The sequence below is a fragment of the Paucibacter soli genome (genome assembly GCF_037482845.1).
GTDB classification, from domain to species: Bacteria; Pseudomonadota; Gammaproteobacteria; order Burkholderiales; family Burkholderiaceae_C; genus Paucibacter_B; species Paucibacter_B soli.
Genome location: NZ_JBBHJW010000009.1, coordinates 13,841 through 35,620 on the forward strand (window position 1 = coordinate 13,841; position 21,780 = coordinate 35,620).

The 21,780-nt window shown below is 62.3% G+C and carries 33 protein-coding genes; 29 read left to right on the forward strand and 4 right to left on the reverse strand.

The genetic code is table 11. From position 1 onward, the window contains the following. The first annotated feature begins 44 nt into the window (after positions 1–44). From WG898_RS17925 to WG898_RS17950, 6 genes are all read left to right on the forward strand, one after another. Positions 45–713, forward strand: coding sequence for a hypothetical protein (locus WG898_RS17925; RefSeq protein ID WP_339604170.1), 669 nt, complete (start codon positions 45–47; stop codon positions 711–713). A gap of 78 nt (positions 714–791) precedes the next feature. Continuing rightward, a complete protein-coding gene (locus tag WG898_RS17930; protein ID WP_339604171.1) occupies positions 792–1,037 on the forward strand; it encodes a hypothetical protein in 246 nt (81 codons plus the stop codon). Between the two features lie 81 nt (positions 1,038–1,118). Then, positions 1,119–1,526, forward strand: a complete 408-nt coding sequence (locus tag WG898_RS17935) for a hypothetical protein (RefSeq protein ID WP_339604172.1) — start codon at positions 1,119–1,121, stop codon at positions 1,524–1,526. 11 nt (positions 1,527–1,537) lie between these two features. Continuing rightward, complete coding sequence (locus WG898_RS17940) at positions 1,538–1,912, forward strand: hypothetical protein (protein WP_339604173.1); 375 nt, start codon at positions 1,538–1,540, stop codon at positions 1,910–1,912. 23 nt (positions 1,913–1,935) lie between these two features. Next, positions 1,936–2,259 (forward strand): hypothetical protein, encoded by a 324-nt coding sequence (locus WG898_RS17945; RefSeq protein WP_339604174.1) that lies wholly within the window; start codon positions 1,936–1,938, stop codon positions 2,257–2,259. 9 nt (positions 2,260–2,268) lie between these two features. Further along, on the forward strand, positions 2,269–2,652 hold the full coding sequence (locus WG898_RS17950; protein WP_339604175.1) for a hypothetical protein: 384 nt from the start codon (positions 2,269–2,271) through the stop codon (positions 2,650–2,652). A gap of 56 nt (positions 2,653–2,708) precedes the next feature. On the opposite strand, the gene WG898_RS17955 is transcribed toward WG898_RS17950, so the two are convergent. Continuing rightward, on the reverse strand, positions 2,709–3,464 hold the full coding sequence (locus WG898_RS17955) for an H-NS histone family protein (RefSeq protein WP_339604176.1): 756 nt from the start codon (positions 3,462–3,464) through the stop codon (positions 2,709–2,711). A gap of 99 nt (positions 3,465–3,563) precedes the next feature. Continuing rightward, entirely contained in the window at positions 3,564–3,941 is a 378-nt protein-coding gene (locus WG898_RS17960; protein WP_339604177.1) for a hypothetical protein, read from the reverse strand. Positions 3,942–4,039: 98 nt separating this feature from the next. Here WG898_RS17960 and WG898_RS17965 point away from each other — a divergent pair, with 98 nt between their 5' ends. From WG898_RS17965 to WG898_RS17985, 5 genes are all read left to right on the forward strand, one after another. Then, positions 4,040–4,342 carry a hypothetical protein gene (locus WG898_RS17965; protein ID WP_339604178.1) on the forward strand — a complete coding sequence of 101 codons (303 nt, stop codon included), beginning with the start codon at positions 4,040–4,042 and terminating at the stop codon, positions 4,340–4,342. Between the two features lie 7 nt (positions 4,343–4,349). Then, a complete protein-coding gene (locus tag WG898_RS17970) occupies positions 4,350–4,547 on the forward strand; it encodes a hypothetical protein (protein ID WP_339604179.1) in 198 nt (65 codons plus the stop codon). Positions 4,548–4,753: 206 nt separating this feature from the next. Next, on the forward strand, positions 4,754–6,022 hold the full coding sequence (locus WG898_RS17975) for an RNA-guided endonuclease InsQ/TnpB family protein (RefSeq protein WP_339604180.1): 1,269 nt from the start codon (positions 4,754–4,756) through the stop codon (positions 6,020–6,022). A gap of 109 nt (positions 6,023–6,131) precedes the next feature. Next, positions 6,132–6,659, forward strand: coding sequence for a hypothetical protein (locus WG898_RS17980; RefSeq protein WP_339604181.1), 528 nt, complete (start codon positions 6,132–6,134; stop codon positions 6,657–6,659). Between the two features lie 38 nt (positions 6,660–6,697). After that, on the forward strand, positions 6,698–7,096 hold the full coding sequence (locus WG898_RS17985) for a hypothetical protein (RefSeq protein ID WP_339604182.1): 399 nt from the start codon (positions 6,698–6,700) through the stop codon (positions 7,094–7,096). A 30-nt stretch (positions 7,097–7,126) separates the two neighbouring features. Here WG898_RS17985 and WG898_RS17990 read toward each other — a convergent pair whose 3' ends face one another. After that, positions 7,127–7,963 (reverse strand): hypothetical protein, encoded by an 837-nt coding sequence (locus tag WG898_RS17990; RefSeq protein WP_339604183.1) that lies wholly within the window; start codon positions 7,961–7,963, stop codon positions 7,127–7,129. A gap of 157 nt (positions 7,964–8,120) precedes the next feature. Between WG898_RS17990 and WG898_RS17995 the strand changes: the two genes are divergently transcribed. The 11 genes from WG898_RS17995 (at position 8,121) to WG898_RS18045 (ending at position 14,345) form a co-directional block, all read left to right on the forward strand. Next, on the forward strand, positions 8,121–8,258 hold the full coding sequence (locus WG898_RS17995) for a hypothetical protein (RefSeq protein WP_339604184.1): 138 nt from the start codon (positions 8,121–8,123) through the stop codon (positions 8,256–8,258). Positions 8,259–8,284: 26 nt separating this feature from the next. Then, entirely contained in the window at positions 8,285–8,479 is a 195-nt protein-coding gene (locus WG898_RS18000; RefSeq protein ID WP_339604185.1) for a hypothetical protein, read from the forward strand. A gap of 4 nt (positions 8,480–8,483) precedes the next feature. Further along, a complete protein-coding gene (locus WG898_RS18005; protein ID WP_339604186.1) occupies positions 8,484–8,858 on the forward strand; it encodes a hypothetical protein in 375 nt (124 codons plus the stop codon). Positions 8,859–8,960: 102 nt separating this feature from the next. Continuing rightward, positions 8,961–9,452 carry a hypothetical protein gene (locus WG898_RS18010; RefSeq protein WP_339604187.1) on the forward strand — a complete coding sequence of 164 codons (492 nt, stop codon included), beginning with the start codon at positions 8,961–8,963 and terminating at the stop codon, positions 9,450–9,452. Beyond that, positions 9,449–10,579 (forward strand): DNA-methyltransferase, encoded by a 1,131-nt coding sequence (locus WG898_RS18015; protein ID WP_339604188.1) that lies wholly within the window; start codon positions 9,449–9,451, stop codon positions 10,577–10,579. Before WG898_RS18010 ends, WG898_RS18015 begins: the two co-directional genes overlap by 4 nt. Positions 10,580–10,649: 70 nt before the next feature. After that, positions 10,650–11,036, forward strand: a complete 387-nt coding sequence (locus tag WG898_RS18020; protein WP_339604189.1) for a hypothetical protein — start codon at positions 10,650–10,652, stop codon at positions 11,034–11,036. A 55-nt stretch (positions 11,037–11,091) separates the two neighbouring features. Further along, positions 11,092–11,667: a hypothetical protein gene (locus WG898_RS18025; protein WP_339604190.1), complete on the forward strand. Its 576-nt coding sequence runs from the start codon at positions 11,092–11,094 to the stop codon at positions 11,665–11,667. A gap of 22 nt (positions 11,668–11,689) precedes the next feature. Then, positions 11,690–12,088 carry a DUF4031 domain-containing protein gene (locus tag WG898_RS18030; protein WP_339604191.1) on the forward strand — a complete coding sequence of 133 codons (399 nt, stop codon included), beginning with the start codon at positions 11,690–11,692 and terminating at the stop codon, positions 12,086–12,088. A 10-nt stretch (positions 12,089–12,098) separates the two neighbouring features. Further along, a complete protein-coding gene (locus tag WG898_RS18035) occupies positions 12,099–12,578 on the forward strand; it encodes a DUF4262 domain-containing protein (protein WP_339604192.1) in 480 nt (159 codons plus the stop codon). Then, on the forward strand, positions 12,578–13,117 hold the full coding sequence (locus WG898_RS18040) for a hypothetical protein (RefSeq protein ID WP_339604193.1): 540 nt from the start codon (positions 12,578–12,580) through the stop codon (positions 13,115–13,117). Before WG898_RS18035 ends, WG898_RS18040 begins: the two co-directional genes overlap by 1 nt. A 163-nt stretch (positions 13,118–13,280) precedes the next feature. Next, a complete protein-coding gene (locus WG898_RS18045) occupies positions 13,281–14,345 on the forward strand; it encodes a CAP domain-containing protein (protein ID WP_339604194.1) in 1,065 nt (354 codons plus the stop codon). A gap of 262 nt (positions 14,346–14,607) precedes the next feature. On the opposite strand, the gene WG898_RS18050 is transcribed toward WG898_RS18045, so the two are convergent. After that, on the reverse strand, positions 14,608–16,041 hold the full coding sequence (locus WG898_RS18050) for an IS200/IS605 family accessory protein TnpB-related protein (protein ID WP_339604195.1): 1,434 nt from the start codon (positions 16,039–16,041) through the stop codon (positions 14,608–14,610). A gap of 46 nt (positions 16,042–16,087) precedes the next feature. On the opposite strand from WG898_RS18050, the gene tnpA reads away from it, so the two are divergent. The 7 genes from tnpA to WG898_RS18085 all read left to right on the forward strand — a co-directional run bounded on the left by tnpA (position 16,088) and on the right by WG898_RS18085 (position 21,780). Next, entirely contained in the window at positions 16,088–16,501 is a 414-nt protein-coding gene (gene tnpA, locus WG898_RS18055) for an IS200/IS605 family transposase (protein WP_339604196.1), read from the forward strand. Between the two features lie 123 nt (positions 16,502–16,624). Next, positions 16,625–16,756 carry a hypothetical protein gene (locus tag WG898_RS18060; RefSeq protein ID WP_339604197.1) on the forward strand — a complete coding sequence of 44 codons (132 nt, stop codon included), beginning with the start codon at positions 16,625–16,627 and terminating at the stop codon, positions 16,754–16,756. A gap of 69 nt (positions 16,757–16,825) precedes the next feature. Continuing rightward, positions 16,826–17,197: a DUF3775 domain-containing protein gene (locus WG898_RS18065; RefSeq protein WP_339604198.1), complete on the forward strand. Its 372-nt coding sequence runs from the start codon at positions 16,826–16,828 to the stop codon at positions 17,195–17,197. Between the two features lie 89 nt (positions 17,198–17,286). After that, the gene (locus WG898_RS18070; RefSeq protein WP_339604199.1) at positions 17,287–19,407 is read left to right on the forward strand and encodes a phosphoadenosine phosphosulfate reductase domain-containing protein; all 2,121 of its coding nucleotides are present in this window, start codon (positions 17,287–17,289) and stop codon (positions 19,405–19,407) included. A 42-nt stretch (positions 19,408–19,449) separates the two neighbouring features. After that, positions 19,450–20,115, forward strand: a complete 666-nt coding sequence (locus WG898_RS18075) for a hypothetical protein (RefSeq protein WP_339604200.1) — start codon at positions 19,450–19,452, stop codon at positions 20,113–20,115. Between the two features lie 218 nt (positions 20,116–20,333). Then, positions 20,334–20,654, forward strand: coding sequence for a hypothetical protein (locus tag WG898_RS18080; RefSeq protein WP_339604201.1), 321 nt, complete (start codon positions 20,334–20,336; stop codon positions 20,652–20,654). A gap of 115 nt (positions 20,655–20,769) precedes the next feature. Then, complete coding sequence (locus WG898_RS18085) at positions 20,770–21,780, forward strand: hypothetical protein (RefSeq protein ID WP_339604202.1); 1,011 nt, start codon at positions 20,770–20,772, stop codon at positions 21,778–21,780.

Below are 21,780 nucleotides of genomic sequence, written 5' to 3' on the forward strand. Positions count from 1 at the left end.
TGCATCATCCGTCGCCATCCAAACCATCGAACCACCTTTGCTTTATGACCACCCTTTCCACCCCGATCCAAGTCGCTCTCTGCGTTCGCAGTGAGGACACTCCTTTCGCTTCGGCTGTCGCTTGCTCGCTGCTGCCGATCCCTGCAGGCTTCTTCGATCTCCCGACTTCACTGCGCGGTCGCAAGGTCAATGAGTGCTGCGAGAACGACCCCAGCTGGAAGCAGCTGCTTCCGTATGTCGTTGCGTTGGATGACTCCGGAGACATCTTTGCCTATACCCGCGGCAAGGCCGGCGCCGAGGGCCGCTTGCATGGCAACATCAGCATCGGCTTGGGTGGCCACGTGGATCTGCCGCCGGAGGCTGGCCAGCCCCTGGAGTCCCACCTGGTTGCCGAGGCCAACCGTGAACTCGACGAGGAGGCTTGCCTTCCTCCTGCCCATCTGAAGTTCGAGGGTCTGATCTGCGATCCAACCAATGAAGTCGGCCAGGTCCACATCGGCCTGCTGTCCATCCGCCAGGTCAGCGCCTCCGAGAAGGAGGCAATGATGGCTGAAGCCGGTGTCGTCGAGAAGGGTATGTTCGTGACCCTGGACTACCTGCTGCAGCCCGATGTTTTCGAGCGCCTTGAGAACTGGTCCAAATGCGCCGTTTTGCACATCGCGCAGATGCGCGGCGCAGCGCCGGTTTCGCAGAAGGACCCCGTCGCAGCCTGAGACCGCTCTGCGGGTGGCGCCAAGCCCGGCCGCGCGCCGGGCTTTTCTTCGCTCCATATCCAGCACAGGAGGACTGCTATGAATCCAGCAACAGAGGTCTATGGACTGCCGAGCGCCTTCCAACTCGCAAACCTGGCTTCTCAGAAGCCGCGCGTGCTAAATGGCGCGGTGAGCGTCAAGCGCTATCGCATCACGGTCGAGGAGATCGAGGAGCCCAAAGAAGTGCTGGCCGGCCGCCTGCGCGCCCTGCTGCAGTCGAAGCTGCACATGGACTCTCAGGCGGCGATCCGCCGCTATGCCGAACAGTTCGACATTCCCCTGTGAGTCGCGGTGCGCACGAGTCGACTTGTTCATTCGATGTGGAAGTGATATCTAAACCACATACCCAACTCTTCAACATTCACCATGCCCACCTCCGCTCCTGAAACCCGCACCGCTCGCGTCCAAGAAGCCTTCATCGCCGAGATCCAGAAGAACGGCATCCTGCATGCGCTCGAATGGATTGGTGCCTGGTATCAGAAGGCCGCGGCCGCCCATCTCGAAGACGAGCTGTCCCGTCAGCTGGGTGGTCATGCCCGCGACCGGGAGCTGGTCGCGCTGGCCTTGACCGATATGCTGCTGTCTGACGGCTCACTGGTTGCAAACTACAGCAGCGGCCCCGGCGAGAACCTGATGCGCCAGGCCACCGTTGCCGAGGTCTCGCGGCGCCTGCGCGAGATCACCGCCCATCAGCGAAGCCAGCAGCTCGATGCCATCCATGCCCGCCTGACGGCTGCGGCAAAGCCTCAAGCTGAAGCCGGCGCGGCCGCCTGACTGTGAGCGCCGTGCAACTTCGCGTCGACGCCGTGCTCTTCGAGTACGAGCAGCCGCTCATCGTTGCCGCGATGGACGATGTGGGGCGCCGCTTTGTCGGTGTTGCCTATGGACCCGATCTGGAGGGCCTGGACCAGAGCTTCGTCTTCATCGAGGCGTCTGCCGAGCAGCTGGCCGACTTCACTTCCGGTGCCGTCGATCTGCGCTCTGTGATCGACGAGCGCGAGGGCATGGTCCTGACCGGCGTTGCCGAGGGCAATGCCGGTGACCTGGTTGACTGCCAGGTCACCGCCGGCGTGCCCGCGCAAGCGAGGCCGGGCCCGGGTTTGGTTCTGCCCGCGGAAGTTGTGCGAGTGGTCTCTGGCCAGTTTGTGCCCGCTGCCTAAATTGCGACTCTGAGGAGATTGTCGTGCCCATCGATACCGTCACCAACCTTTCACGCGCCCAGAAGATCAAGGCCTTGCTGGCCGAGCTGGTCACTGAAACCGGATGCACCGAAAAGGAAGCCCTGGTCGACCTGATTTGCAACACCATGCACTACGCGCGGATGCGCAACGCAGATACACATGATTTCGAGGCCTCGTTCAATGAGGCCCTCTACACCGCGCGCAGTCAGCACGAGGTCGAATTCAATGAGGATCCGGAGGGGGTTGCTGATGTCCGGGACGCTCCCGCGCTCCTGGCTATGGATTCGATTCCGGCGACTGCTCGAAAGGTGCGCCGTCCTCGGTGAGAATGCCTCATGCCCAGGCTCACCGCCAATTCACTTCTGCAGCGCGCTATCAGCCCAGCGGTCCTGGATCGCGAGTCATTGGCGGACGCCTATGGAAAGAAGGGCGAGACAGCTGCGCAGGCCATGGACCTGGCCGGCAAGATTCAGAACCTTCGCGGCCGTCGATTCGACTCCCTGAGCGAGGATGAGCTCAACGTGGCCATGTGCGCATTTATCTACGCGGAGCAGTGGGAGCAATCCCTGGCCGAGTCCAGGCCCGGCAAGGATGTCGAACGCCGGGCGCGCCGCAATGCGGCCTACTTCAAAACCCTCCGACATCAAATCTGGGGCAAGACCCAGCTCGAAGTCAGTCTTGAGCGCGGGACCAGGGTGAACATCGAGTCCCTCCCCTGACCGCGAGACCAGCATGAAAAGCCGCCCGAGGGCGGCTTCTTCATTGGTGCATTGTTTCAGGCTTTGTCAGCTGCAGGTGCAGTTTGCGGACTCGACGCAGTCGGCGCAGTCGGCGCACTCGGTGCGTTTGTCGGAGCCGCCTGCTTGGGCTTGGCCGAGGCCTTCTTGGCTACCGGCTTCGGCGCAACCTTCTTCACGACTGCCTTTTTCGGTGCAGACGCTTTGGTCGCAGCGGCAGGTGCCGCCGCTGGTTTCTTTGTGGTCGGCTTGGTGGCTGCAGCTTTCTTCACCGGAGTCGCCATCTTCACGGCTGGCTTGGTGGCAGCAGCCTTTTTCACCGGAGCCACCGTTTTCACGGCTGGCTTGGCGGCGGCAGCCATCTTTACCGGAGCCGCCATCTTCACGGCCTTCTTGGTAGCCTTAGGAGTCGACTTCTCGGCGGGCGCTGATTTGGCCTTGATTGCCTTGGTGACCTTCTTTGCGGCGCCGATCAGGAAGTCCTCGATCTTCTTGCCTTCAGCGACAGCGGCTCGAATCCAGCGCGGCTGCGCGCCACGACCAGACCACGTGTTGGCGCCGTCGGTGTACTTTGCGGGTACCTTTGCCTTCACAGGTGCCGGCAGGGTGGAAACAGCAGTCACAGCATCCTTGGCGGTGCCGAAGATGTCTTCTGCAGTGATTCCGAACTTTGCGACGTCCTTCTTGATCCTGGCAATGACTTTGCCTGCGCCCTTTCGGGCCTGTGCCAACCTCGCCTGGAGAGTGGCAATCTGACGTTCGATCTGAAGTGGGGACAGTGCAGCCTTGGCCATTTGGAACCTTGCAGTGGAGATTCGCGAAGTCTAGCGCTATAGAGCCATGAGATCTCGTATTCGCACAGGATGCGTGGACTGCATGGTACGTCGGCACATTCAATGGAGCGAGAACGAGCTCAGGTTGGTCTCCACGCACTGGAACTGCACCGGGAGCAAGTCATCACGAAAATCACCGGCGCGCTCGATTCCGAACATCCGGACCTCAATGGCGTGCTTGATGGCCTTGAGGACGCAGAAGCCGGCCAGGCTCATTTGGGCGACATGTTCATTGAACGTCGGCTTCTTGAGGAGCGTGCACTGCTCATGGATGAACTCGAGCACTTCCCTGGGATTCCCGGACTCTGGGCAGTGACCGCAGAACGACTCGATGTCGTCCTGCACTTGCTCGGAGAGCCAGACCTGGCCATCGTGAAAGTTGATCGATGGAAGGTAGGGGTTGATTGCGAAGAGATTGAGCGATTGCAGCGTGTACATGCCATGTAGATATTGCACGCGATCAAGTTTGCCCAGTCCCCTTGACGATATTCGTGCCGTCAAATATCTAGAGTCATCCGCAACCACTGGAGGAATCCTTGAAAAAACTGTCCGCTCTCATCGCTCTGGCACTGGCCGGCGCCCTGCCCCTGGCCAACGCGGCCGACTCGCCCAAGCCCGACGCCAACGCCGTGTGGAAGGATGTCGCCAATTGCATGCCGGCCGCCCGCGGCAAGGTGGCCTCGGTGAGGGCTGGGAAGTTCGGCGGCCAGGCTGGTGTCGAGGTCAAGGTGAAGTTCGACAAGGGGAGCAAGACGTTCGCATCGACGGTGGTCGGTGCCAGGGTGGACGACTTCAAGGTCGGCACCGCCTTCTGCGCTGTCGACTACACGACCGACTGAGGGCGCTATGGCCAAGAAGTCCAAGAACGGCAAGGCGCTGAAGCCCGGCAAGGCCTATCAACAATCGGGCCGCTCGTCCAAGGACCCCTCGTGGATGATTGCCGTCAGCGAAAATGACTATCTGTGCGGTGCTGATGGTTGCATTGTCTTCTTCAACACTGCGCGCGAGGCCGAGAAAGCTTATCGCGCTCGCTATCCCACCTGAGCTCGGTCCCGCTCCAGATCATGACGGCCCACCATCCATGGCTGAGGGGGCTGCGCCCAAGCGGTCTGGCACGAAGTGCCTGGAGGAAACGCCGACCTGTTTGGGGGCAGGGGAATCATCTCCGGGCTGACGCCCTGTCAGGCCGGGTTCGTGAACTCAAGTCACGAAGCCTTGTACGACTTCAACCTATGTGATATCCGATAGTGATGCAGCGTCGCAAGGTTACCTACAAGCTCTACCCCTCGGCCCGCCAGGCCGAGGGCCTGCTGGCGCTGCTGCGCCAGCACAAAGAGCTGTGGAACGCAGCGCTCGAGGAACGCATCGACGCCTGGCGCAAGGCCGGCAAGAGCATCTCGTACGAGGACCAGTGCCGCTCCCTAACGCAGCTGCGCGGCGAGTTGCCCGCGGACTGGGCGACGATGAACTGCTCGTCGCAGCAAATCACGCTGCGCCGGCTGGACAAGGCTTTCAAGGCCTTCTTCGAGCGGGTGCGCCGTGGCGCGTCACCAGGCTTCCCGCGCTTCAAATCCCTCTCGCGCATGCCGGGAATCGGCTTCAAGGGCCATGGCGATGGGTGGCGCTTCGCGCCGAACATCGCCAACGACGGTCGGCCGGACGACTTCGGCGTCATCCACTGGGCCAAGCACGGCACGCTGCGCCTGCAGGGCCTGGGGCATATCAAGTGCCGCGGCCAGGCGCGCGCGGCCGGCGTCATCAAGAGCTGCGAACTGCTGTACAGGCATGGTGAGTGGCATGTCTCGGTGACGCTCGAGTGCGCCGATGCGGATGTCGCGCGCCGGCGTACCGAGCATCACGCGATGGCGGCCGACTGGGGCGTCAGCCGCCTGCTGACCATCGCGCGCACCGATGGCCCGCATCGCGAGGCCGTCGAGCTCGAGGACAACCCGCGCTGGTACGCCGGCGCGCAGGCTCGCCTGGTCGAGCTCGACCGGGCGGTGAGCGCCAAGCGCCGCGGTGGCAAGAACTGGCGCAAGGCCTGCGCCGTGCGCGGCGCCTTCAAGGCCAAGCTCGCACGTAAGCGCCATGAGCACCAGCATCAGCTGAGCGCTCGCCTGGCGTCTCGCTGCTCGGTCTTTGCAACCGAGAAGCTCAGCATCAAGAACATGACGGGTTCGGCCGCCGGCACGGTGGAAGAGCCTGGCACGAATGTCCAGCAGAAGGCTGGACTGAACCGAGAGATTCTCGACACCGCTCCGGCGGCGTTGCTTCAGAAGGTCGCGTACAAAGTGCAGGAGACTGGCGCGCTGTACCTCGAAGCTCCGACGAGAAAACTCAAGCCCTCGCAGACCTGCCCAGCCTGCGGCACTGTGACCAAGAAGCTGCTGGGGCAGCGCTGGCACTGCTGCCATGCGTGCGGGCACGAGGAGGACCGGGACTCAGCCGCAGCGCGCGTCGTGCTGCGCTGGGCGCTGGGCACATTGGATTGCGGCCAGGAACTGGCCGAAGCGGCTTAGCCGCCGCGAGACCGCCTCCAACCTACGGATTGGTGGCGGTAGTTCATTTCGGTGGGCCTACTTGTTTCCGCCTCTTGATGATCCTCACACGTGGTGATACTTCGATCCCATGAACACGCCCGTCCTCTTTGACCGCGCTGAGATGCTGTCGATGCTTCCGGTCACCATCAGCGACCTCAAACACGCCGAGCGCGGCCGCCGGGCGCCGACCAATGGGAACATCCGTGCAGCCCTGTATGCCTACGTGATTCGAGAGCTCTTTTCGAAGGAGCGCTTCTTCTTCGAAGAGTCGGTCGACGGCGGTCGCGGTGGTCTCTTCATCAAGGGATATGTCCGGGACGTCTGGCAGTACCTCGAGGAGGCTTACGACCTCATCCATGGCACCGACTTCGAGCGGGACTTTCGCGCGCAGATCGCGCCGGCGTGGCTTCATGCGGCCGAAGAGCGTCCGGCCATCGATCCAGCTGTGCGTGCTTTGCTTTCGCACCTGGTTCGTCGCCTGCGCAATGCGCGAGCAAGTCTTCGGCGCGCCGTGGAATCGAAGCATCCCGATGTCGCCATCGAAAACGCGCGCGGTGCAGCCCTCGAGGCATGGAATAGTTACCAGGCCGCCAAGGCTGTGGTTGCCGGCGCTTAAGCCCTATGACATCACCTCGTCGCACATCCAGAAGTGTCTTGGTGCCGGTTCGCCGGCTGGCCCGGCACTGCAACCCCTTCGATCCGGTCTGGGACACGCCTGACCTGCGCCGGCATCGAATCACACTGGCCCAGGTGCGCAAGTGCATCGAGCTCCGCCAATTTGAGCCGACGCCCTTCAACCCGGCATCCGACTGCCCCACCTGGCGGCTTTCGCGGCACGCGCGCCGGGTCGCCTACCTGGCGGTCCATGGCTGGGGTGATCCCATCCACATCGACGTCGGCGTGCCTGCCATGTGCTGCCATGTTGATTGGCTTGTCGAGGATGGGAATCACCGCCTCGCCGCGGCCATCGTGCGCAACGATGAGCACATCGCCTCGATCATCTCGGGCAGCCACGACTATTGCCGCGAGATCCTGGGCGTTGCCCCTCGATAGCGGGCGCTGCGCCTCTTCAGCGCCATCAAACTATTGCGGCGTCTTTCGACTCATCAGCCGCCTCCGCGCGTCTGCACCGCGTTCGATGGCCTCATCACTTGGTGGCTGGGTCAGACCGCCTGCTTCCCGCTCCTCGCCAAAGTTCACGGACTCGGCGTTCGTCTGCCAGTCCCTCAGCGCAGCAACCAGATCCCATCGCTCAGCGAGCTCACCCAGAAGCTGATGATCGAGCGCCGCCATGTCGACATCGACCGGTGGCAAAGTGACGCGAGACCTATCCAGTCCGGCCAGGTGCAGCCATTGAAGCAGCGCTGCCTCAGGTCGAAAGGTTTCGCATTGGCTGCCGGGCTGCAGCATATCGAAGCGATCCTGAGAGTTCTTTGGGAAGAACTTCTCAGCAAGCCCCAGAAACCGAAAACGGTCACCAGATGAAGTGACAAGTTCACCAAGCTTCGGTCGCTTGGTTGCCGACGATGGTAGGACCGCGGTAACCATCTGGTCTGTGCTGTTGTTCAGGAAGCCGCACTTCCCGAGCACCGAATTCAATGAGATTACGGCGCCGGCGCGAATGAACTGGGCAACTTCTTCCATCTCGGCCGGAGGGACTGCGCGCTTGTTCAAGAACACCCCGCTTGAGACTCTACGAAGAGCGCCTGCCGACACCAACATGTCAGCAGTCACGCGAGCGGTGCTTGCTGACGCTGTGGGCCTGAATTCGCGGACGAAGCTAAGCAGTTCTGCGGCCGTGTAGACCCGGCGCGCCGATGCCGTGGCGAGCCCACCAAGAAGGGCGAACTTCCAGTCTGCGCCGCCTTTGTATGTTTGCTCGTTGTCGATGCTCTTCTTGTCGTCGTGCTGCATGGTCATTTATGAAGTCTTTCCGCTCATCAAGTCAACTTGAAGTCTGAAAGGATCACAAGTCCGGCGCTAGGAACTCCATCTTGGGCGGCCTTGTTGTTTGCGGCATTGACGTTTCAATGCGTATATGATATCCTAAATGCAGCTCAGAATGGAGCTATCCACCATGAATGCACCCGACAAAGTCCCCGCTCAAGCCCCTTCGGAATTGGTCCTGGACTTCGACTCTGACGAGCCGCTGCCGGTCTGCCCGATGCGCAAGGACGGCATGGGTGCCGGCGAAATCTGCGAGGCTTGCCAGTGATGGTGGCCCAGCAGCCCAGGAATGCCATGTCGGTCGACGAGATCCGCGCACGTGCGGACTCGATGGTGCTGGCGCATGCGCGCCGCGATCTGCGCATTCCGCTCGATGACTCGGATCGCTCGGTCCTGGCGCCCTTTGGTCGCCTGGCTCGCAAGCGCTTGTTCCGTTGGGGTGTGCTGATTACATGCCTGGCCCTCGCCGTCGTTGCCGTGGTGCGCTGAAGCTATGTCCCCTCTTCTCAAGACGGCCGAACAGCGGCTGGGTGAAGTCGAGTTCGAGTTGAATCAAGCTCGCGCAGCCCTCGCCTTGGCCCGCGCAGCCCTCGCCCAGTCTCAAACCGGTGGCGGCGGTTCTGACGGTTCCGGATCGCATCTCGATCCATCGTTGCTCGACCGGGCCGCGCGCTGCGCGGCGGACCATCGGGCGCTGACTCATGGCGACTTCATCGCTGCGCTTCGTCACCAGGTGGAACCTGACCCGGGAATGCTGCGTTGCACGAAGGCGCTCTATGCGTGCGATGGCGACTTCCAGAGAGCGCTGGAATCGTTTCGAAGTGGGGCCTGGACCGTTGGCGTTCTCGTCGACAGTAGGCCTCGCTAGGCCTATACCGGTCTCTGTTGTTTAGTGTCACCGGCCGCCTGCGGGCGGCCTTTGCTTGGCCGGGCGCGCCGATGGCCGCCTTGTCCGAAAAGGAATTCAGACATGAGCAAGGCAGCATTGAAGCGCGGCACGTTCCGCTATGGCGAGATCCTCGGCCACGTGGGCCTGGACGCTGCAACCGCCGCCACGGCCGCAGAGTTCGCGTCGGACTACTACGCCTCGCAGGAGGCCATCGAGTTCTCCGGTGACGACGTCGAGACGTTCGAGGTTCCCGAGTGGTTCCCATCCATCGAGTCTCTATTGCCGGCAGCTCACCTGGCGAAGTTCGGGCTGCGCTGGTCTGGGCGGATCAATTACAACGAGCTCATCGCCACTCTGGGCGTCGACCAGCATGTCGACGACATCTATGGCACCGTCCTGTGTCTGGTGCTGCACAACGATGGTCTCACTTTCAAGCAGGGCGGCGTCTCTCACAAGCCGGCCGCCGGCGACTGGTTCGTCTTCAACGACCGCGTGAACCATGGTGTGAAGGAGGCCAAAGGCGCCTCCGTCTTCTTGGCGATGACGCTCCCCCTTGTTCCCCTGGAGGCATGATGCTGGCCGATCCCAATGAAGCGAACCTGGCCGCCAGGTCGTACGCCGAGCAGGAGGTTCTCCAGCTCCTCGCCGGCCACACCTATGAGCAGGTGCGCGAGATCACTGGTTGGTCTCGCGGCCGCATCTACCAGGCGGCATGCCGCCAGGGCGCGCGCAAGACCGAGGAGCGCATCCGCCAGCGCGCGGCAGCTCGCGAGCAGATGCAGGCCGACTTCCTCTCGGAAATCCTCGGTACGACAGCTCACATGGACGTGCTGGACTTCCTGGATGGACTTCCTGACGACACCGTCGACCTCTTCCTGACCTCGCCGCCCTACAACCTTGGGAAGAAGTACGGCAACAGCGGCGTCGACGCCATGCGCTTCAGCCGCTTCTATGGTTGGCTGGTGATGTGCCTGAGCGAGATGTCGCGCGTGATGAAGCCGGGCGGCACGCTGTGCCTGAACCTGGGCCAGACTCGCGACTGGACCGAGCAGTTGTACCCGATGGATGTCATGCTCTTCGAGGACCTGCGCCGGATGGGTCTCATCTACCAGACCCGCGTGGTCTGGACCTTCAAGCACGGCCTGACCCCAAAGAAGCGCTTGAGCGAGCGCTACGAGACCATCCTGGTCTTCTCCAAGGGCCCGCAGCAGACCTTCAACGCGAACGCCGCGCGCGTGCCCCAGATGAATCCGGGTAAGCGGGCCTACAAGGGCCCGAACCGCGGCCAGCTCTCTGGGCACCCGCTTGGCGCGGCGCCGTCGAATGTCTGGGACGACATCCCGCAGGTGAAGGCCAACCACGCAGAGAAGACCGATCACCCGTGCCAGTTCCCGGTGCCGCTGGTCAAGCGCGCCATCCTGCTCTACACCAACGCCGGTGCACTGGTCTGCGATCCGTTCTCCGGCAGCGGCTCGACGCACGAGGGCTGCATCCTGACGGGCCGCGGTTTCGTCGGCGCCGATCTCTTCTATGAAGACACCCGGCGCAAGCGCTTGGCCAAGGTGATGCCTGAGCTGGTGAGCCTGCTGCCCGGCGTGACCGACCAATCTGTTGCCGTTTGGCAGGCCGAAGCTCGCAGGGTCGACCTGGCCGCAAACCCGATCAGCGACGAGGCCGAGCTCGCGATGCTGTGCGAGTAGCCCGGGGCGGCAGAGGCGACTTGCGCGTTTGGTTCGAAGTGATATCTCTCCTGCGAACCTGGAGATTTTGATGGCCACCTGGATTGCTGCATTCAACCACCCGACCAAGAGCTGGAGCACCGGCGGAGCCGCGTCGGAATACGCGCGGCCGCACTGGGACCTCTACGAGGTCAAAGCGAGCGACCGTGATCGCGCCCAAACGCTCGCGCGCGGCTTGCGAGCAAAGCAGCGCAACCTGCCCGCAAAGCAAGCCCTCCTCCTGGCCAGCCTGCTCAAAGAAGCCGACAGCCTGGCGATCCAGGGTGAGGCCGAGTCGTGGATGGAGGTGACGGTCAACGAGGCGGCCGCCTCGGCGTCGCTTGTGGCAAAGGGACTGCTGCTGGCCAAGGATGAATCGTGTCGGCACGTCAAGCTCACCATCTGCTCGCGTAACCAGCTGGGCCTTCCTGCCCTCTGAGCGGGTTGCACTTCGAGTGAAATGTGCTATCTCAAGGCGAGCGCAAAGGATTCCCATGACTGCCACCGACACCGATCAAAAGTTCGCCCTCATCTTCAAGCCGGAGGTCCCCGGTGATGGGCATCGTCTATTCAAGGAACTTGCGACACAGCGCATCGTGATCGCCGATGCGTCGGGCAGCACGCCTGACCGTTGTGACGATGGCCCGCTCTACGTCACCCATGGCGCCCAGATCGAGATCGTCCTCAGCACATCGGGCTCCGTTGTCGCCGTTGTCCGGGCCACCGACTCGGCAGGATGCAAGGCCCGCGTCTGGACTTCGCCTGCTACAGCAGCTGCGCTGCAGAAGCTCGTGCCACTGACTGTGATGGTCGAGGACAAGAAGATCGTCGACCTCCTTGCTGCTTTCGAGGTCCTGGGCTTCGATCCCATGGTGATTCGGGAGAAGCTGGGCTACGGTGACTACGAGTGGCAGGGGCGCCGGGTGAGCTATTTGCCGGACAACGACGAGGTCCGCTGCGAGCACTTCGACATTCCGCCGGCTGTCGCGGCTTGCGTGCGCTTCGCGTACCAGAATAGGTTCACGGGTCGCTTCACAGCCGGCGGCGTCGAGCTGTTCTGCCACGGCTGAGGACTCTTCTGTGGCTGTCTACGTGGACGACTTCGAGATCGAATGGCGCGGCATGAAGATGTCCCACATGATTGCTGACTCCGACGAAGAGCTTCACGCAATGGCCGCAAAGATCGGAGTTCAGCGTCGTTGGTGGCAGTCGCCAGAGAAGACCTCTGGCAGCCACTACGACATCTGCCTGTCCATGAAGGCCAAGGCCATCAAGCTTGGCGCCATTGCGATCACGGATCGCCAATGCGCGTCGATGAACCGTCGCCGGCAGGTCACCGGCGTTCTTGGCGACCCCGAATCTTCCGTTAACTGGGTGCGCGCCTATCGGGCGCATCTTCGCTCTGGCTTGCCCCTTCTTGCGCCGCCGCTAGCGGCCTTCCCTGGACAATCTTTGGCACACTCTCCTAAGCAACATGAACTCGGCTTTTAAGGCCACCGCAATGAACGACGACATAGAAGAACGGATGGCCAAGCTTCGTCAGGCCGGCGAGCGCCTCATCAAAGAGGTTGGCTGGTACGTGCAGAGCGTTGCACCGGTGGCGGGTGAAGAGGGTTGTGCCTTCAACTATTCGGTCGGCCTGTATGACAAGGGGCTCCCTGAGATCCTGGTGCTGGGTCTTCCTTTGCAGGTTGGCCACGAGCTCATCAACGATGTTGCGCGCTACCTGATCGCCCAGAAGGCTATGGGCTCAAAGCTTGCCGGCGAGGTCAGATTGCCTCGCTGGCCGACTTCCTTCGTGCTGCTGGCCGCCGATCCCGCGCAGGTCGGCGAGTATGCCTATTGTGCAGTCTCTCGCAGCCAGGGCGCAGCGCAGTTCCTGCAGATCGTGTGGCCTGATAAAGAAGGTCGCTTCCCTTGGGCTCATGGTGCGACTGACAGTTTCCGCGCAGCGCAGCCGGTTCTGGCCACGGTGAACTGATGGCCGAGGTCGGCTTCTTGGAAAGGCTGTTGCGCGCCGAAGCTGAGCTTGGCCTGGTCGGCGCACGCTTCATCTTGGCGGCTGGACGAGGATACGGTGCTCACGCTTCCTCAGACGACTTTCCGCGCGGCATTCCTCAAGCTTGCTACGCAAACGCATTTCGGTTGTCACAGGAGGATGAGCGTCTTACGTATGTCGAAGGTGTCGCCTTGAGTCTCGGGATCGTCCCTATCGAGCACGCTTGGTGCGTGAACCGCGAGGGGCTGATCGTGGACAACACATGGGATGGTCGAGAGCAGCAGTATTACGGGGTCGCCTTCGACAGTGCGTGGATGGCTGGCCGAGTGCTATCGCAAGGCCGCTTTGGAATCATGCCTGAACTGTTTCCGCGCGATCTGCTCGACCTCGATCCATCAACCTTCTTGGCGATGCCAACGCCGTCACAGGCACTTGCGGTCCGAAGTCTCTTCGCTGTAGTTCTCGATGAGATTCGCCAAAGGTCCCGCTCCAACCAGCGGGCGGATCGAAAAGGCGGCTGAGCGGACATTCGCCATGTGCGACTGCCATCAGTTCGTCGTTAAGAATTAAGCAAGCTGGCAGAGGAGTGTGGGCTGTTTTTTGGCCTGCGCTCGACGGGTTGCACTTCGCAGAGGATGTGATATCTCATCTCCAACGCAATCAACTTTTCGCCTGGAGATCAAGATGACCAAGACCCTTCGTTTCGCATTCGTGGTGACTCTGACTGCAGCTCTTGCCGCTTGCGGCGGTGGCGGTGGTTCCTCGACTGCTCCGTCCACTCCCACTACGCCTACCACTCCGACCACTCCGGTTCCGGTGGTTTCTGACGCTGGCAACCTGAAGACTTCGGCGGCTGCACCGACCTATGCTGCCGGCACTCTGGCCGAAAGCGCCTATACGGCCCTGAACACGGTGCGCCTGGCCGCCGGCGCTGGCCTGTTGTCCCAGGACGCTCAGATCGACGTGGCAGCGGCAGCGCACGCCAAGTACCTGACCACGAATCTGTCCACTGTGACGAGCTATCACAACGAAGATTCGAGCAAGTTCGACTTCTACGCGGTGACCCCGGGCGACCGCATCGCCAAGGCTGGCTATTCGGCTGCGTTCAGCACCGAAGCCGTTGGTGGGACTGGCGCCTCGCAACTCGGCGCGGACTGTGTCCTTGGCCTCTTGAACACGGTCTATCACGGTGCGGCGCTGCTGTCGCGCAACTCGGCCGTCGGCTTCGGCTTCGGCCTCGATGGTGCTCAGATCCCGCTGTGTGTGGCTGACCTTGCAAGTCCGGTTGCTGACAAGATCGGTCAGGTCCCCGCTGTGGCAAGCTTGGTTGCGTACCCGTACGCCGGCCAGAAGAGTGTGATGGAAACCTTCTATGTCGGCGCTGAGTCGCCGCGTCCGTCGGCAGTTCTGTTCCCGAATGCGACGGCCGGCACTCCGGTCCTGGTGAGCGTGCGCAATGCCGACTACTTGAACTTCCAGGATGCTGGCACCCTGAATGCTACGGTCACGGAATTCAGCCTGAAGGATGCGGGTGGCAACGCCGTGGCGGCCGCCGTCGTCGCGAACTCCGCTTTGAAGGGCCAGGGCGTGACGCTGAACGCTGACGCCAACTTGGCCGAAGGCTTTGCTGTGCTGGTGCCCCTGGCGCCGCTGGTGAAGGGTCAGACCTACACCGCTACGTTCACGGCCACGCTGAAGGCTGGTGGCGCCGCGCTGACCAAGACCTGGTCGTTCTCGACGAACCAGTGATTCCGGCGAGGATCTGAACAAGGGGCTTCGGCCCCTTTGTTCAAATTGTGTACGCCTCCTTCCGTGCGAGTGGTAAAACACTTGGCCGCCCTAGGCCCAGCTTCAACCAATTTCGAGGACCGACATGACCACAAAACAAGCCGAACTCTCCAAGATCCATAAGGCAATGGAGTTGAACAAGCAGCTTTTGGAGGTTGTGAATGCTCCCGCGACTAAACGCCTGACGGCGCTGTAGTCGGGGCATCTGGGCATGAGGCGAAGCTCATGCCAAGACACCCGCCGGCGAAGCCGGACGGTTAGAGGCCCCGCGCAACGCCTGGGCGTGAGCCCAGATGTCGGCGAGGACCAACGGCATTCTCGTGACAGGGCCGGAGCTTTTGCCGGCGTCTGCCTTGTGTTCGTTGCTGGGCTTGATGCCCAGCAGCATCGCGAGCCCGCGGGCTGCGATGTTCAACGCGCCGTTCAGGTCCGCGTTGTAGCGCTTCCCGCTGGCGAACTTCGCCAGCTGCGCGTTCTCCTTCGAGCGGTGCACCTTGCCCGAGCCGTCGTAAGCCCAGCGGCTCGTGCCGCGGGCGAAGACCTCGAGCATGCGCAGGCCCTGCTCCTGAGCCTTGTGGGCCAAGCACTGGACGAGCGCACGATGCTGGAAGCGGTGGAACCGCTTCCTCATCGCACGGCTGGGGCCCTTCGGCCGCCAGCCCTTGAGGTCTTCGATGACGAAGGCCTTGGCGCCGTGCGCCGCGGCGAACGCCGCCAGCTCGGACGCCAGAGTCCGAGCCGCATCGAGGCTGTAGCCCGCGATGCGCCGGTGCAGCGCCACCGCGTGGCGCTCACCCCTACCCACTGAGCCTGAGAGGCTCTGCTTGCCAGCGATGGCCGCTGCCAGAGCGTCGCGCCGGTCGTTGTGCCTGCCGCACGTCAAGAACGTGCGGGCTATCACCGTGCCGGTAGAGTCGACGATGGCGGCGGTCGCCGCGGTGTTGATGCCCACGTCGACGGAGCACACCCGAGAGGACTCGGGCGCGCCGGCGGCGAAGGACTTGTTCGTGAGGTACTTTGGTGGCCGCATCACACCGGTCAGCTCGACCGGGCAGGACAACCAGACCTTCGCCCCGCGCTGCATCAGCGTCGGGCACAGGTCCATCTTGTTCGCGGCGGGCAGCAGCCGCTTGAAGCGGCCCTTGAGCGCCAGCGGTGCGCTGAACGACCAGGTGCCGTCGGCGCGCAGCAGCTTCACCTGCACCGTGCGCAGACCTGCGCCCACCAGGATCATGTTCCCACCGTACAGCGACGGGAACACGTTGCTGAAGCCTAGGCGCGGAGGCCGAGAGCCGACGGCGCGGGCCTTGCCGCCAATCTCGCCGTCGAGCCAGTTCGAGTAGTTCGACAAGAACGAAGCGACCGCGCCGTAGGCGTGCTCGATGGCCGCGCGCCGCAGGTAGCTCGGCATCTTGCCGAGCAGGCGGTCCAAGACCGCATAGCGCACCACCGGTCGCCTGGCGGTGGCATGAAACAGCGCTTCGACAGCCTGGCACTTGGACTTTGCCTTGGCCAGGCTCGGCCAGTGCACCAGGATGACCCCGCTCAGCGCGCGCACCGCACGGCGGTAGGCGGCAATGGTCCGCTCCACATCGGCACGAACCTCAGGCGAGGTTGTGAGCGAATGCGCTTCGGTGCGGATGATGGTACTGGACACATATACAGTATACTGTGGCGAGATTAAATCGACACGGTGAAGTGTCATGCCTGATGGCCTGAAGACAAGCAAACACGCGGCTTACAGCCTTCACTACCACATCATCCTGTCGATTAAATACAGGCACAAGTGCTTGACGGCCGAGATGCTGGAGCGCCTGCGCGCCATCTTCTCGGACGTGAGCCAGTCGTGGCGCTGCAGGCTCGTGGAGTTCGGTGGTGAGGCCGACCATGTGCATCTGCTGGTCGAGGCTCACCCTTCGATGAACCTGGCTCGCTTCGTTGGCAACCTGAAGACCGTCAGCTCGCGCTACGTGCGCAAAGAGTTCGCCAAGCACTTGAAGCGGTTCTTCTGGAAGTCCCGCTTCTGGAACAACGCCTACGGCGTTGTGAGCGCCGGCGGCCACGCGAGCATCGAGCAGCTGCTCGACTACATCCAGGACCAGGAGACACCGCCGTAACCACTCCTGACTGAGCGCGCATGGCGCGCGCACAGCGTGCCGCTTGACCCGCGACTAAGCAGGTCGGCTCCGCCTCCAGGCACTTCGTGCCAGCCTGCTGTAGTCGGGGGATGCGCGGCACATTTGCTCAAGACCATTCCCGGCAGCAAGGTTCCATTCCTGGGGCACATGTCGCTGCAGTGGATCGAGCAGTCGCTGATCCTGCGCAATGGTCTGGACCTTTCCGAGCAAGAACTCTCCGACCCTGAAACCTGATTCGAACCATCGGAGCCGCCTGACCGGCGCCGATAATTGCCACCCTTTCACTCTTGCGGCGCCTGTTCAATGACCCAACTCAGCCATCTCACCGCCGATCATCTGTCTCGCTTGAATGCGAGCTGCGAACTGGTGGAGCGCGAATATGTCACCCGCGAGACCGGCGAGGTCGTTCCATCTTCTTCCTCAACGGATGCTTCCCACGCGGCAGCGCGCAAGCATCTGGCCGACACCCTGGCGTCGATCCCGGATAAGGCCGTTGTCGAATTGCTCGCGCTCATGTGGCTTGGTCGCGGAGACAGCGGGACGGATTTTTCTGAGATCCTGGAACACGCTCGCAAGGACTTCGACGCGCACACTCGCGGCTACCTCGCCGCCAAGTCGCCGCTGCGCTCCTACATCGCCAAGGGCCTGGCCGCGTCTGGCGCGATCCCGCGCTAACTCGAGAGTTCCATAGGGAATTCCGCTAGGCTTCTGGCGAGGCCTGGCGTGCTCATGTATGTTGCATTTCGCAGCGTATGTGATATCTCATGTTCAATCCGATTGACTTTTCGGCACTGAACATGACACACGCAGCCCAACTGAGTTTCTTTGACCTCTTCGACGCCGAGATGGCGCCGTCGCTGGTGACGCCTGTTGCTGCTGCTGCGCAGATTGCTCTTGCTGCCAATGATCCTCTGGCAAGCGTTGAGGCTGTTGGTGGGTCGCTGGTCCTGCCTGGCGACGAGGACGTCGAGGCGCAATTCCAATCGGTCTACAACCTCTCTACGGAAGATAAGGTTGCGCGCTCCAAGGCTGCAATCCATCGCGTCTTTGACGATGGCCACCCCATCGTTCTGGCTTACTCGGCCGGCAAGGATTCGACCGTCATGCTGTACCTGGCGCTCGAAGTCGCTGTTGAACGCAAGGCCCAAGACCTTCCGATGAACCAGATCCTCATCACGCACGCCTCGACCCTGGTCGACAACCCTGCGTACGAGGAAGTCACGCGCCACGAGATCGCGAAGATCCGCGCCTTCATCACCGAGCACGACCTCCCTGCCCGCCTCGACATTGCCAGCCCGTCTCTGAACGACACCTGGGCGGTGCGCATCATTTCCGGCCGCGCGCTGCCCACCTTTGCGAACAGCTCTTCGCGCGACTGCTCCATCTCGCTCAAGATCCAGCCTCAGCAGCGCCAACGCAAGGCCGCCCTCAAGGAGCTGTCCGTGTCCGGCGCACCGGTGGTCATGGTCGGCACGCGATTCGACGAGTCCGCATCCCGCAACGCCCGGATGAAGCTCCGCGGCGAGACCGACGACAAGGTCTGGCTCGAAGAGGTCCGCTCGCCCGTCGGCAAGAAGATCCGTGATGAGCTTCGCTTGTCGCCGATCTGCTTCTACAGCCAGGAAGACATCTGGGTGATCCTGTCTGAGTTGCAGAGTGGCGAGCTTCAGTCCTACACCGATGCTGCATCAATCTGGGAGGCCTATCGTGATGGTGGCAACACAAGCTGCGCAGTGGTGTCAGATGACGTGATGAAGGCCTCCGCTAAGGCCTGTGGTGCGCGTTTCGGATGTTGGAGCTGCGCGGCCGTGGGGCGAGATAAGAGCCTGGAGTCGATGATTGAGTCTGATGAAAAGTACGCATTCATGCGCGGTCTGAACCGCCTGCAGCGCTTCATTGTCGACACTCAATACGACATGGCTCGTCGCCAGTGGGTTGGTCGCACCGTCACCAAGGACGGCTATATCGCCATCGCTCCTGACGCTTACTCCCCCAAGATGCAGCGTGACCTTCTGCTGTATGCGCTGACTCTGGACAAGAAGGAGCGTCAGGCTGCGCGTGAACTTGGCATTGAGCCACGCTTTGAGATCGTGACTCTGCAACAGCTGATCGCCATCGACATCATCTGGTCGATGCAAGGCCACCAGCCTCGAGCGTTTGAGGCCGTGCACCTTTGGATGGACGTGAACGAGAAGGGCAGCGACTACTTCCCGCCGGAAGTCGGCCAGATCGCTGCGGCCGACAAGAAGGTGCCAAAGCCCGTCTGGCTGAACGTTGGCCGTGACTATGACTCTGATGCTGGCTACTCCAGCTTCTACACCGGCGCCCGCAACATCATGGCCGACCTGGTCGGCGCGACCGAGACCGGTGGCTGCCAGCAGAACATCGAACTCGGCGACGGCCGCGTCGTCATGGGTGTGGACAAGTCGGACTTCTTCGAAGTCGACGCCCAGGGTGCCGAGGACTTCTTCTTCTGGGAGGTCATTGAGAGCCGCGTGCACGAGCGCAAGGGCGACCTGGACTCCGGCGAGGCCTTCCGCCACTACCAGATGCTCGGCACGTTCTCCACGGCCCGTCGTCACCTGGGCGAGCAGGACTACATGCTGCGCCGCGCCGAGTGGAAGCGCCGCCATGGCGTCTATCAGATGACCCGCGAGCAATTGCTGTCAGCCAGCGTCAGCGACGCCCAGCGCGCTGCCGGTCTGCGCGCCCCTGAGGGCGTCAAGTCTCTGCCTGAGCGCTACCAGGAGCGCCTCGATGCCGAGCATGCCCGCCGCACTGCCGGCGCCTGGCGGCCGGGCGCGCCGCAAGTCGACATGGAGGCGATCCGCCGCGGCGAATTGAAGACCCGGTACTTGCCTGCGGACTCGGCAGTGGCCGCCTAATGTGGCAGACTCGCCTGCAAAGCCCCCTCTTTGGATTTCGCCATGACCCATTTCGAGCTCACCAAGCCAGTCCTCACCAGTCTCACGACACATGGCTCCTTAGGTCAGCGCTTCGAGGTGAAGCAGATTAAGCGGGGCGGGTTGATCGGCAGCATGCGCGTCCTGCTGGGCGGCATCGTCGTAGCGGAGGCGCGCGAAATGAGTCTGACGGCACCAGAGTCCCTCATTGTTCGTCTTCAGTTCCACGGCGGTCGCAATACCTGGATGGTTGAGCTCGAGCGTGTCTCTCCGTACCGCATCTATCCGCGCGCAGACTGGTGGGGCACCCTGCCAGAGATGATGGCCGCATTCCAGCGGGCTACCGGCATCGAACTCCCCGCCATCTCAATTGCCGACATCGGCGTTGGCATCTCTGAGTACACCGCCAAGGGCGTCTCCGTGCTTCCGGGCAATCCCTGGCGCCTCGAGGTCGGCCAGACCTACCATGTGACACGGGATCGACTGGGCGACCATCGTCGCTTCCAGGTCGTCGAACGCGCCGGCCGCGTCGAGATTTGCTTCGAGTCTCCCGACGGATTGAGTGAGTCCTTCGACCCTACCCTTGTCCTCAATGAGATGGCCTGGCTCACCCTCAGGAGGGTTGATGCCTCCGAGCAGTTGGTCGCTGCGCCGGTTGCTCAGCCGGCCGCGCGGAGCATGCGCCCTTGAACCTCTGCCAGGCAGGTGATCGCAATGCGCGGCAAACCTCGGCCTTCAGGCCGGGGAAGGATAGCGCCGCGCCTGGCGTCCCGCCAGGCGAGTTGGCACGGGCCGGCAACTGAGGGGCGCACCCAGGTCGATATCCAGCTCGCCTTGCGCGATGCGCAAGCGTCCGGTTGCTGAGCTTGCGCGGCGCCAAGAATTTCGTCACGCGTTATGATTCATCGATGAGCGTGAACATCAAGCCATCCATATCGTCCAACGCATCTGCTGCTGAAACCCGGACCGCGGCCAAGCGCGGCCGAAAGCCTAAGGGCGACGAAGCAATGACAGGCTCACAGCGTCAGTCTCTGTATCGGGCGCGGATCAAGGATGCCTCGCTAACTGCGGCAGTCAGCCCTGAGCAGGTTCCAAGAGTTGCCCTTATGGATCGTCTGAACGAGTCCTTGGCCAAACTGGACGACCCCAAGAAAGGGCGTTGGCACCCCCGGCACCGCGAATACGCCGCCTTGGTTGTTGCTGAGCTCAAGAAGCGTTACGGCCTCTGAGCCGGCACGGCGGTCTGGCCGTAACCGACGGCTGCGGCATCCCAATAGTCGCTTGCCTTGCGCTGGTGTATACGGTATCATCTGCACTGCGTCATTCGGTTGACGCCAGTGGCATATGGAACGAAAACCCCTCTTTGGCGCGCGCGCGGCGCAGCTCGCCCAGCAAGAGGCCGCTGACATGGCCTCTGGGATCTGGGCATCCTGGCTCTGTGACGCCATCCGCAAACACAAGTACGACGACATGCTCACTCTCCTGAGGGGGAGTGACCGTTTCCCGCGGCCGCGAGAGGCCGTGCTTGCCGGACTGAAGTTGGATGGAATTCAGGGCAACTCCAGCGCCAGGATGCTTGCCCAGGTTTGCATGGACTCCAGCAACGTCCATGCCCTCGCCTTGATAGCTGAGCAGCAACCCAGCGGCATCACATTGGCTGACTGCTGCCGCTCCTACGTCAAAAGCGGCGTACTCGAGGTCAGCAGCGATCTGTCGCTGCTTCAGCTTTCCATGAAATACGGGAACGCGGAAGCCTTGCGCTTGGCGCTGAAGTATGAATCTGGCCATCCATGCGTATCTGGAACCGAGGACATCTTCCGTGGTGGCTCGGTGCACTATGAGGCGCTGCGCGAGGCCGTTACTTCTACAAATTGTGCTGCCTCTGCTCTCTACGCGAAATGCTGCCGCGTGGCTCTCGAGTTCGGACTCCCCTTCGCGCACACAAGGGCTGAAGGAGTTTCCACCATGAGCGACCTCTTCTTCCGCAACCGCTGGAATCGCGATCACCTTGGTGCCGTTCTCGTCCCGCTGTTGGCGGACTACGTAAAGGCCGGCTTGCTCGATCTCGATGCAGTCAACACGAACGGTCATCGACCAGTGGCCGCAGCAATCTTCGTCGGCAATGGTGAGGCCGCGGCTGCAGCCATTGACCTCGGTTGCGATTTGAAAGGTGCCATTCAAGGAACCGCGGCCGCCGATCTCCTCGCACTTGCCGGTGAGCAGTGCACTGGTGAAGCGGTCGCGCAAGTGACTGCCGCGCTCATGAGGCGCCAGGTGCGCAATCCGGCAGCCCAAGAGGGAACCAAGTTGGCGACGATTCAACCCTCGCGCCGAGCTGCGCGGATTGGGCTCTGA